Source organism: Trichococcus sp. (assembly GCF_055118575.1).
On sequence record NZ_JBSQPW010000017.1, the window covers coordinates 70,276 to 81,476 of the forward strand.

Here is an 11,201-nt window from a genome sequence, read left to right on the forward strand (position 1 = left end):
ACGTGATGTAAAAATATAAAAAACAAATCGGAGGAAATTCATATGAAAAAGAGTAAATTATTTGGTGGCCTAGTCCTTACAGCTTCACTATTCCTGGCAGCATGCGGAAACGGCGGCACAACCGCTGACTCGTCCGCTGCAGAGTCAAGCAGCACAGTTTCAGCAGAACCAACTACAGTCAAAATCGGTCTGGTCAGCGAATCCGCAGTCGAAATCTGGGAAGCTGTCGCAGAGCGTCTGGAAGATGAGAACATCGACCTTGAAATCGTCAAATTCACTGATTACAACCAACCGAACATCGCTTTGGACAACGGCGAACTCGACTTGAACGCCTTCCAACACGTAGCTTTCCTGGAAAACTATAACGCCAACAACGATGCAGACTTGACACCGCTTGGATTCACTTTTGTGTCTCCACTGGGGATCTACTCTGACAAATATGCAGATTACAGTGAAATTCAAGACGGTGACACGATCGCTATCCCGAATGACGTAACCAACGGCGGACGCGCTTTGTTGCTGCTGCAAGCCATTGACTTGATCACTTTGGACAATGCAGCAGGCACAGCACCAACCGTTAACGACATCATCGAAAATCCTAAGAACCTGAACATCGAAGAATTGGATGCTGCACAATTACCGCGTTCACTTGAAGATGCAGGCGCTGCGGTCATCAACACCAACTTTGCGGTCGATGCTGGGCTTGTACCAACAGAAGATGCCCTTTACTTGGATACAGACAACATCCAGGAAGTCTTGGACATCTACAAAAACGTTGTGGCTGCCCGTGCAGAAGACGTCGACAATGAAGTCTACAAAAAAGTTGTAGCGGAATACCAAACAGAAGAAACAAAAGCTTTGATCGCAGAAACGACTGCAAACACAGATATCCCAGTTTGGGACTAAGTGAAACCTTTTCTTCTTCAATAGCCTGAAACCATAAAAAACTTACGAGTAGCATCAAGCCGGTGCATTTCTTTCGCGCCGCTCTTGATGCTATCTTTATATACAAAGGAGCCCTTTTCTAATGAAAAATAAGACATTTTTTGCAACATTGACCCTTTCAGCCAGCTTTTTCCTTGCCGCCTGCGGCAATACAGCATCCGATACCTCCAGTGATTCTTCCGCTGTAGATAAAGAGGAACCTGTAAAAGTCACACTGGGCGTCGTCGGCGAGGTCAACGAGCCTTGGGACTACGTTATCGAAGAGCTGAAAGAAAAAGAGAACATTGAAGTGGAACTAGTCAAATTCACCGACTATACGACTCCTAACAATGCTTTGGCCGAAGGTGAAATCGATCTGAGTTCGTTCCAGACAGAGATCTTCATGGACAACTACAACAAAGATCATGGAACGCAATTGACGACCATCGGCTATACGGTAATGGCTCCATTAGGGCTTTATTCCGAAAAAATCACCGACATCAGCGAGCTTAAGGAAGGCGACACGATTGCCATCCCGAACGATGTCTCCAACGAAGGACGCGCTTTGATCCTGTTGCAGACAGCCGGTCTGATCACACTTGATCCAGAAGCAGGTTTGGTTCCGACAACCGAAGATGTCGTCGAAAACAAATTGAACCTGCAGTTCCAGACGCTTGAATCCAACCAAACAGCCCGCGCTTTGCAGGACGTGACAGCTTCCGTCATCAACAGCGGCATGGCCGTTGACGCCGGCTTCATCCCGAGCGAAGATGCCGTCTTCCTTGAGCCGGTTACGGAAGATTCCAAACCATACTACAACGTCATCGCAGCCCTTGCCGAAGATGTCGACAATGAAGCCTTCCAAACGATTGTGGACTATTACCAATCAGAAGGAACGGCCAAAGTCATCGAAGAATCTTCAAAAGGTTCGCAATTCCCGGTTTGGCACGAAGCAAAATAATATAGATAATCAAACGATTTCGAGGGGCTTGGGCCATTTGCCCACAGCCCCTTTCCTATCAAAATTCGAGGAGGACTCATCCATGACCATCATCCAAAAACAGATCCACGAAGAAGTATCCGACATCTATGATTACATCGTCGCCCTCCGCCGCCATTTCCACCGCCATCCGGAGCCGAGCCTGAAGGAATTCGAAACGATCCAACGCATCAAGGAGGAAGTCGAAGAAATCGGCGTGCCCTACATCAATGTCGGCGAGACCGGCATCTTGGCCACATTGACGGGCGGAAAAGGCTCCGGCAAAACCATTCTGCTGCGCGCCGTTATCGATGCGCTGCCGCTGCCTGATGAGACCGGCAAACCATACGCATCCGTCAATCCAGGCTTCAACCACGCCTGCGGCCACGACGGCCACACGGCTTCCCTATTGGGTGCGCTGAAAATACTGAAAGAGCGCCAGAATACATTTGCGGGGACGATTCAGTTCGCCTTCCAGCCGGCCGAGGAAATTGGCGGCGGCGCGCGCCAATTTGTGCGCGGCGGCCATATCGACGGCATCGACCATGTTTTCGGCATCCATCTCCAATCCGGCACGCAACTGGGCAAGATCGTCGCGACACCGGGCCCCTCAAATGCATCCTGCGACATTTTCAAAATCAAAGTTTCCGGCAAGAGCGGGCATGTCTCGCGTCCGGATCTGGGCCGCGATGCCTTGGTCAGCGCCGCCGCCATCGTCACGGAACTGCAGACGATCGTGGCGCGGGAAGTCCGCCCTACTGACGAAGTCGTCGTCGGCATCGGCGTGATGCGCGCCGGCACGAACTACAATATCATCGCCAACGAAGCCGAAATCGAAGGCACCGTCCGCACCTTCAGCCATGAAGTGCGTGCGCAAGTGCTGGAAGCCGTCGAAAGGATCGCCCGGAATGTTTCGGATGCGCACCGCACAACCATCGAATTCTCCAACTACGATGCCGCGGCCCCGCTGATCAATGATATCCAGGCAGCCAACCATGCCATCCGGGTCGCCTCGGACATCGTCGGCATCGAGAACGTCATCACCGACAGCCCGAAAAGCATGGGCGCTGACGATTTCGCGGATTACTTGGCGGTCGCGCCCGGAGTCTACTGCTTCGTCGGCACGCAAAGCAGCGAGGAAACGGCTTACGGCCATCATCACGAGAAATTTGACATTGATGAAAAAGGCCTGGCCATCGCGACGGAACTGCACGTTTCCTATGCGCTGTCCTTTCTGAAAGATCCATTCTAAGACAAAAAATGCGTCGCTCGTTGGGATTTCCCAACAGAGCGGCGCATTTTTATTTTACGCATAATCTTATCAGAACTGAATAGTGCCTTCCGCATTGTAGAATTCGCGCCAATCGACGAAGCCGGCATCCAGCCCGCGCAGCAGCACCTCGGCTGTGCCGATATTGGTGGCCAACGGGATTTCATAGACATCGCTCAGACGGATCAAAGCGGTTACATCCGGTTCATGCGGCATAGCAGCCAACGGATCCCTCAGGAAGATGACCACATCCATCTCGTTTTGCGAAATCATGGCTCCGATCTGTTGATCCCCGCCGAGTGGACCTGACTTGAAGCGGTGCACATCCAGCCCGGTCGCTTCCATGATACGGGTTCCGGTCGTTCCTGTCGCGAACAATTCGTGTTCTTGCAGAATTGCTTTATAGGCGGTACATAACTGGATCATCAAATCTTTTTTACGGTCATGCGCAATTAATGCTACTTTCATTCAATTTCCTCCCTGCAATTTTTATAATAATAGTATATCATTTCATGTTGCAATTAAGCTGTGTTTTATGGTCGAACCGGTCGCACTATTTTTCTTTTTAGTCTTAAATTAACCAAAATAAATACGGTTTTCTTCATATTCTCTTCACAATTCAGGACTATTATACAGATAGGCCAATCACAAACAATCTTTTTACTCTTCTTTACTCCTCCAAAGTAAAGAACAACTCCTTTATGCCACCGCTTTATGAGCGGTGGTTTTTTTGTTCATTCTGCGTAGGCGGGATGCCTACTCGGATACCAATAGACTATCCAGGGCACGCCAGCTCCGGTGAGTGGTTGTTCCGCCGGAGCTGAGGTAGCATTCTAGCTTCTATCTCCGATGAGGCCCGCCTCGCCGTAGTTGATCGGAATAATCTATCTCCACCTCCGGCGAGCCTCGCTTGGCCGGAGGTGGAGAGCCCCATAGCTGCGTTGGCACGCAGGACGCCCAAATTACCGAACGACAAAAAAGCTCAGCGGGATATCGCGATCCCGCTGAGCTTTTTCATGCATAAAATTTAAGCCAACTCTTCACCGTTGGAAGCGATAACCTGCTTGTACCAGTCGAAGGAGTCCTTTTTGCTTCTTTCCAGCGTGCCATTGCCTTCGTTGTCGCGGTCGACATAGATGAAGCCGTAGCGTTTCTTCATTTCGCCTGTCGTGAAAGATACGCAGTCGATGCAGCCCCAAGGTGTGTAGCCCATCAGATCGACGCCATCCTCTTCGACAGCTTTTTTCATTTCTTCGATATGCGATCTCAGGTAGTCGATGCGGTAAGGATCATGGCAGCTGCCGTCCTCTTCCTTGACATCGATTGCGCCGAAGCCGTTTTCGACGATGAACAATGGTTTTTCATAGCGTTCATAGAACTGATTCAAGGTGTAGCGCAAGCCTTCCGGATCGATCGCCCAGCCCCAGTCGGACTCTTCGATGAATGGATTTTTCACAGAATGTGCGCTGGAACCGTCCAGAGATTTCGATACGTCCTTGTTTACGGTCGAATCGACAGTGTTGCTCATGTAGTACGAGAAGCCGATATAATCCACTGTGCCTTCAGCCAAGGCTTTTTTGTCTGCTTCGGTGATGTCCAGATTGAAGCCTTTGCGTTCGAACATCTTCAAGGCGTAAGCCGGATAGTGGCCGCGGCATTGTACATCGCAGAAGAACCAGCGATCGTGCATCATCTGGTTCGACAACACCATATCCGCTGGGCGGCAAGAATACGGATAGATCGGAACCATCGCAATCATGTTCCCGATTTGGAAATCCGGGTTGATCTTTTTGCCGATTTTGACAGCCAAAGCGCTGGCGACCAATTCATAGTGCCCACATTGGTACATCGCTTCTTCCGGATTCGGATAATCGCCAAAGTGCGCACCGGAGTTGGTCCAGCCGAAGATGTCGTTCTTGTAGTTCATTTGGTTGTTGATTTCATTGAAGGTCATCCAATATTTCACTTTGTCTTTGTAGCGCTTAAAGCAGACCTCCGCGAAGTTGACGAAGAAATCGATCGTCTTGCGGTTCATGAAACCGCCGTATTCCTTAGCCAAGTGGTATGGCATCTCAAAGTGGGAAAGTGTGATGACCGGTTCGATCCCGTATTTCAACAATTCATCGAAAACATCATCGTAGAACTGCAGCCCTTCTTCATTCGGTTCCGCTTCGTCACCATTCGGGAAAATGCGCGACCAGGCAATCGATGTACGGAAGCACTTGAAGCCCATCTCGGCGAACAAAGCGATATCCTCTTTATAGCGGCCATAGAAGTCAATGCCGACGTGGTTCGGGTAATAATTGCCTTCGACTACACCATCCGTGATGACGCGGGGAACACCATGTGCTCCGGCTGTCATGACGTCTGCCACGCTCAAGCCTTTGGAAGTGTTCAGAACCCCTCCTTCAAACTGATGGGCTGCCAAGGCGCCGCCCCATAAAAAGTCTTTATCCAATGCCATAATGATCTCTCCTCTTATTTATATTTGATTTTATAAGCCAAGATAATGGATGCCAGTACAAAGGTGATGCCGTTCGCTGCAATGATGGCATAATCCTGGATATTCCATCCGTGGATCAACCATAAAAACACACCGACCACAAACATGGAGTACATACCCAACGAAATGCCGGAAGTGTCCTTTGTTTTGATGATCTGCCACGCTTGCGGAACGAAGGACAACGTTGTTAAAACAGCTGCGATGAACCCTATCATTATATTCTCCCCCTACCGATATAGATGCGCGACTCAAATGACAAGTGAGACTGCTACATTCTTTTACAACTCGATTATAATGGATAGCGGACCAAAGACAATAACTTCTGGACACTCCGTAACACCGTTTACAAATTTCCCATTTTTTTGATCCAGATTATCAAATAACATTCACAAATATGATAGGATGGTCTTGAGGTTCAGAAACATATGAGAGGGGGATGCGGATGCTCATAAGAGAACGGCTGGAGAATTTTGATTTCTCGAACAGCGAACAAAAGATAGTAACTTATATACTGGAGAAGAAAGCGGCCATCGAGGAAATGACAACCAAAGAGATTGCCGAGGCAACTTACACTTCTCCTTCCACATTGGTAAGGATTGCCCACAAGATGAACTTCAGCGGCTGGAGCGATTTGAAGGAAGCCTTCTTGAAAGAAGAAGAATATTTACAGAAACATTTCAGTGAAATAAACGCCAATCTGCCTTTTCAACGTAATGATACCATCATGTCGATTGCAAGTAAAATCGCTGCCTTGGAAAAGGAATCCATCGATGATACCTTGTCGCTGATCACCCATGACGACCTGCAGAATGCCGTCCAGATTATCCGGAAGTCTTCCTATACCAGTCTTTTTGCAGTCAGCAACAACCTGTTGATCACACAGGAATTCCAACACAACATGTCGCGGATCAAAAAACGGGTCGAAATCTGTTCATTGCAGGGCGAAACGATCTTCAAGGCGCACCTGGCGGATCCGTCCTCCTGCGCGATCATCGTTTCCTATTCCGGGGAAACTTCGATATTGAACGAAACGATCCAATATTTGAAAGCGAACAAGATCCCCATCATCGCCATCACCAACATCGGGGACAACACGACGGCGCGGATGGCGGATTGCGTCCTCAGGATTTCCACAAGGGAGAAGCTCTATTCAAAAATCGCTACCTTCTCCACCGACAGCGCCATCGTGTACCTGCTGGATGTGCTCTATTCCTGCATCTTCGCGCTCGATTACGATGCCAACCTGCAGCTGCGGATCAGCACTTCCAAGATGATCGAAGCTGGCCGATCCTCAACGGTGGATATCATCAAGGAAGAGGACCACGCTTCTAGATGATAAAATATCAATTGTGTCCGTAAAAACAGCAAAAATAAGTTAGATTTTCTTCACGCTTTTTTCACACGTGGGGCCTATTATAAAGACAAGCCAATTAAACAATCTTTTTACCCTGTTCTCTTCTTTACTCCTCCAATGTAAAGAGCAACCGCAAAAAACCATCGCCCCTACCCGGCGATGGTTTTTTGTGTGCTGGTCAGCCCAGCTTCTTCGTCATGATGAAATCGGTCTGTTCATCTTCGCCCATAAAGAAGGAATGCGAGCCGGTACGGACGAAGCCCATTTTTTCATAAAAAGCGATGGCATTCACATTGTGTTCCCAGACGCCCAGCCAAATCAGTTGCTTGCCTTGCGCGCGGGCGATTTCAATCGCTTTATCGATCAGATATTTCCCGAGCCCTCTGCGCTTGAAGGCCGGTCGGATATAGATCCGCTCCACTTCCAATGAATCGGCACCCATCTCTTCCGTCAAGGCTGCATCGACATTGAACTTCATATAGCCCGCAAGTTCCTCTCCGTCATACAGAAAATAGAAGGTCGAACCTGCAGTCGAAAGCTCCTCCTTCAGCTTTTCCGGATCATAGGCCTTATCCAGGTAAGCCTGCAGGTCTTCCGGCGTGTTGTGGGCCGCGAAAGTGTCCGTGAACGTTTCGATGCCGATTGCTTGAAGATCCGCCAAATCTTCGCTTCCGCATTTTTTCAGTGTGATTGCCATATATGATGCACTCCTTATCTTTGCTTCAGTAGTTTCGTTTGTTGCCTTTTTTCACGTATTCCCAGTTGCCTTCGACGTTTTTTCGGACCGTTTGGAGCAGTCCGCTGAGAACCGTCGCTTCCTCTTCCGATAATCCCTGCAGCACCACCCGTTCCGAGTGCTCATTTTCCCTGCTGATGTTCGGGGAGATCGCTTTGCCTTTTTCCGTCGGGAAGATCCGTTTGATTTTTCTGTTAGCGGCATCGGCTCTCTTCTCGATGAACCCGTTCGCTTCCAGTTTTTTGATGGCGCGCGAAGCCGTCGTGCGGTCAACTTTGATCATTTCCGCCAACTTTTCCTGGATGATGCCCGGATTTTCGCAGATCCGGATGAGATACAAGTACTGCCCCCTCGTCAAGTCGAACTCCTTGAACTCGATGTTGGCGATCGAATCCAAAGCTCTGGAAATCATACCGATTTCGCGGAGAATTTCCGCCATACAACCCACCTGCTTTCTTCGGGAAATTTAGATAAAGCATAACGGATTTTTGTTGCATTTGCAATAAAAAGACCTAAAGAAATAGAGAGGTCGCGCTCCAGATGTCGGATATTCCCAAGTTATCCGACAATGCGCGGCACGTTCTCTCTCAACTTGTCGGATATTCCAATGCATCCGACACTTATGATCATATTTGCTCTCTGTTTGTCGGATTTTCCCAGTTTATCCGACAACGCTCGCTGTCCCAGCGGATAACAAGGTTCCCGGGATGAAACTGGCACAAAAAAAAGAGCTGGAACAAAAGTCCCAACCCTATCCTTTAAGCATCCCATTATAATGATCTACTTTCCCTTTCATTTTTGCCAAGGTTTCCTGCAGTCCGAGGATCCTCTCTTCCAGCAGGTCGCACTCGTCGACCCACAGATCCCGCCTGGCCGGAACGGTATGGAAGCCTTCGCCACACAGACGCACATAATCGATCAACGGTTCGATCGACAGCCCCGCAGATCGCACCTCCATCATGAAATCCAGCCACTTCAGATCTTCATCCGAATACTCCCGGATGCCGCCTTTGATCCGTTTCACGGGAGGAATCAGCCCGATCCTTTCATAATAACGCAAACCATCAAGCGAAATATTCTTCTCTTTGCTGACTTGAGCGATTTTCATCTTTATCCCCTGCGCTTTCAGCTTTCTTCCGGAGCGACTTCATTCAGGCAATTCAACGCCGTTAACGTCCGCGGATACCCGATGAATGGCAGCAATACTGTGATCGTATCCAGCAGCTTTTGCTTGTCATTGCCGACGCGGAGGTTGTTGCGGATATGCCCCTTCATTTGCGGCTCAGCTCCGCCCATCGAAACCAGCATAGTAAAGATCAGCAGTTCTCGTTCCTGGATCGATAACCCGTTGCGCGTAAAGAAATCGCCGAAACAGTTATCCGCCAGAAAAGTGGCGAAATGCTTCTGGTTCTGCGGCATCGTGTTCAACATGTTGTCCACTGTATCCCCCGCAGCCTCGCGGACGATTTCCAAACCCTTCTCATAGCGGTTTTCGACAGTCGTGGCGGATTGTCCCTCCAAAGGCAGCACGATCCCTCTTTCCTCCAACACCTCATTTGTCGCATGCAGGAAATCGAACACTTTCCCCAAGCCGGCATAAGGGACGGCCTGATAGACGATCTCCTTCAGCTCAACCGGCGTGACGCCTACATTCAAAGCACCCTTCGCCATCGCTTTGAACTCGTTCACGCACTGCATGGCGATCAAAGCAGCCAACAGCACTTTCTGCCTTTCCTTCACATCCAAACTGGTGTATTGCAGCACTTCATCAAACGCGAAATTATCAAAAACTTCAATAAATTCCGGATCCTTTTCAGCCAATATCGACACGTGCCCGGGAAACAGTTCATCATGGTTCTTTTTGGCAGTTTCGCTAATTTTCATCTTCCATTCCTCCAGCTTCATCCTTTTGTTACTCACAGTGTAGAGCATGGAGTGGGCTCCAAGTCAACCGTAACCGTAGCTATTCAACAATATTTTTTTATTCAGCATAAAACACTTGTCTTGGAGTGAACTCCAACAGTTACAATAGGGGTATAATAAAAACAAACATTTGGAGGCGCTATCATGGAATATGTAAAATTAGGGAATACTGGTATGGAAGTCTCAAAACTCTGTCTGGGTTGCATGGGATTCGGGGAACCGGAACGCGGTCGCGAAAAATGGTCGATAGGTGAAGCGGAAAGCCGCGAAGTCATCAAAAAAGCTTTGGACTCCGGAATCAATTTCTTCGATACTGCAAACTTGTACTCAGCTGGATCCAGCGAAGAGATCATCGGGAAGGCATTGAAGGATTTCGCCAACCGCGATGAAATCGTCCTGGCTTCCAAATTGTATTTCCCGATGTTCGACGGACCGAACGCGAAAGGTTTGTCCCGCAAAAGCATCTTCGCCGAAATCGATCACTCTTTGAAAAGATTGCAGACGGATTATCTGGACCTGTACATCATCCACCGCTGGGATTACGGCACGCCTATCGAAGAGACGATGGAAGCCCTGCACGACTTGGTGAAAATGGGGAAAGTGCGTTATATCGGAGCTTCTTCCATGCATGCTTGGCAATTTGCGAAAGCCCAATTCATCGCCGAGAAAAATGGCTGGACGAAATTTGTTTCCATGCAGAACCTGTACAATCTGCTTTACCGGGAAGAAGAACGCGAAATGATCCCTTTACTGCAGGACCAAAAAGTGGCGATGACGCCTTGGAGCCCGTTGGCGGGAGGAAGATTGACGAGGGATATCGGCGCCATCACAGCCCGCGCCAGCCAAGCCGTACAAGCCGATCTGCCTGCATACATTGTGGCTTCCGACAATGAGGTCATTTCAAGGGTCCATAAATTGGCCGATGAGCGCGGCATCACCCGCGGACAAGTTGCGACTGCCTGGATGCTGAGCAAAGACTACGTCACTGCCCCGCTGATCGGCGCGACAAAAGTGAAATATCTGGATGATGCCTTAGGAGCATTCGAGGTCGCATTGAGCGCCGAAGATCTCAAGTACTTGGAAGAAGCTTATGTTCCGAGGAATATCACGGGGTACAGATAGAAACGATGAGAGTCTGCGGATGAGTCGAGATAGCTTAGGCTGGAGAGTTCCGTACCTCCGATGAGGAGTGATTCGCCGGAGGTACGGAAACAATCCAAGCGCTCAGTTCCGGTTAAGGGCCGCTCACCGGAATTGAGTGGAGTAAGCGACATCTGAACTTCGGCGAACCCTAGCTTCACCGGAGTACAGATATCCCGTGGTGCGAAGCAAACTTGCCGCACATCAGCACCATTTGACAGAGAGCCCAAAAAAACAAGCCCAGAAAGATGGAAACCATCTCTCTGGGCTTGTTTCTTTTGTGATACCGGCGGCCGGGGTCGAACCGGCACGCCCTCGCGGGCACTGGATTTTGAGTCCAGCGCGTCTGCCAATTCCGCCACGCCGGCATGA

12 protein-coding genes and 1 tRNA gene are annotated in these 11,201 nt (G+C 49.3%); 5 read left to right on the forward strand and 8 right to left on the reverse strand.

Features of this window, described 5'->3' with window-relative positions:
• The first annotated feature begins 42 nt into the window (after positions 1-42).
• From ACTCCX_RS06470 to ACTCCX_RS06480, 3 genes are all read left to right on the forward strand, one after another.
• A complete protein-coding gene (locus ACTCCX_RS06470; protein ID WP_463275236.1) occupies positions 43-906 on the forward strand; it encodes a MetQ/NlpA family ABC transporter substrate-binding protein in 864 nt (287 codons plus the stop codon).
• Between the two features lie 121 nt (positions 907-1,027).
• Positions 1,028-1,885 (forward strand): MetQ/NlpA family ABC transporter substrate-binding protein, encoded by an 858-nt coding sequence (locus tag ACTCCX_RS06475; RefSeq protein ID WP_463275237.1) that lies wholly within the window; start codon positions 1,028-1,030, stop codon positions 1,883-1,885.
• Positions 1,886-1,967: 82 nt separating this feature from the next.
• On the forward strand, positions 1,968-3,155 hold the full coding sequence (locus ACTCCX_RS06480; RefSeq protein WP_463275238.1) for an amidohydrolase: 1,188 nt from the start codon (positions 1,968-1,970) through the stop codon (positions 3,153-3,155).
• 69 nt (positions 3,156-3,224) lie between these two features.
• On the opposite strand, the gene ACTCCX_RS06485 is transcribed toward ACTCCX_RS06480, so the two are convergent.
• The 3 genes from ACTCCX_RS06485 to ACTCCX_RS06495 form a co-directional block, all read right to left on the reverse strand.
• Positions 3,225-3,641: a methylglyoxal synthase gene (locus ACTCCX_RS06485; RefSeq protein ID WP_068562318.1), complete on the reverse strand. Its 417-nt coding sequence runs from the start codon at positions 3,639-3,641 to the stop codon at positions 3,225-3,227.
• A 559-nt stretch (positions 3,642-4,200) separates the two neighbouring features.
• Complete coding sequence (locus ACTCCX_RS06490; protein ID WP_463275239.1) at positions 4,201-5,637, reverse strand: 6-phospho-beta-glucosidase; 1,437 nt, start codon at positions 5,635-5,637, stop codon at positions 4,201-4,203.
• Between the two features lie 14 nt (positions 5,638-5,651).
• A complete protein-coding gene (locus tag ACTCCX_RS06495) occupies positions 5,652-5,891 on the reverse strand; it encodes a SemiSWEET transporter (RefSeq protein ID WP_463275240.1) in 240 nt (79 codons plus the stop codon).
• Positions 5,892-6,118: 227 nt separating this feature from the next.
• Here ACTCCX_RS06495 and ACTCCX_RS06500 point away from each other — a divergent pair, with 227 nt between their 5' ends.
• Entirely contained in the window at positions 6,119-7,012 is an 894-nt protein-coding gene (locus ACTCCX_RS06500; protein ID WP_463275241.1) for a MurR/RpiR family transcriptional regulator, read from the forward strand.
• A 196-nt stretch (positions 7,013-7,208) separates the two neighbouring features.
• On the opposite strand, the gene ACTCCX_RS06505 is transcribed toward ACTCCX_RS06500, so the two are convergent.
• The 4 genes from ACTCCX_RS06505 to ACTCCX_RS06520 all read right to left on the reverse strand — a co-directional run bounded on the left by ACTCCX_RS06505 (position 7,209) and on the right by ACTCCX_RS06520 (position 9,650).
• Positions 7,209-7,727 carry a spermidine/spermine N(1)-acetyltransferase gene (locus tag ACTCCX_RS06505; RefSeq protein ID WP_086943746.1) on the reverse strand — a complete coding sequence of 173 codons (519 nt, stop codon included), beginning with the start codon at positions 7,725-7,727 and terminating at the stop codon, positions 7,209-7,211.
• A 25-nt stretch (positions 7,728-7,752) separates the two neighbouring features.
• Positions 7,753-8,205: a MarR family winged helix-turn-helix transcriptional regulator gene (locus ACTCCX_RS06510; RefSeq protein ID WP_463275242.1), complete on the reverse strand. Its 453-nt coding sequence runs from the start codon at positions 8,203-8,205 to the stop codon at positions 7,753-7,755.
• Positions 8,206-8,517: 312 nt separating this feature from the next.
• Positions 8,518-8,874, reverse strand: a complete 357-nt coding sequence (locus ACTCCX_RS06515; protein ID WP_463275243.1) for a MerR family transcriptional regulator — start codon at positions 8,872-8,874, stop codon at positions 8,518-8,520.
• A gap of 17 nt (positions 8,875-8,891) precedes the next feature.
• Complete coding sequence (locus tag ACTCCX_RS06520) at positions 8,892-9,650, reverse strand: carboxymuconolactone decarboxylase family protein (protein ID WP_068562311.1); 759 nt, start codon at positions 9,648-9,650, stop codon at positions 8,892-8,894.
• A 183-nt stretch (positions 9,651-9,833) separates the two neighbouring features.
• On the opposite strand from ACTCCX_RS06520, the gene ACTCCX_RS06525 reads away from it, so the two are divergent.
• Positions 9,834-10,811: an aldo/keto reductase gene (locus tag ACTCCX_RS06525; RefSeq protein ID WP_068562310.1), complete on the forward strand. Its 978-nt coding sequence runs from the start codon at positions 9,834-9,836 to the stop codon at positions 10,809-10,811.
• 302 nt (positions 10,812-11,113) lie between these two features.
• Here ACTCCX_RS06525 and ACTCCX_RS06530 read toward each other — a convergent pair.
• Positions 11,114-11,197 (reverse strand) — tRNA-Leu (locus tag ACTCCX_RS06530).
• Between the last annotated feature and the right edge of the window lie 4 nt (positions 11,198-11,201).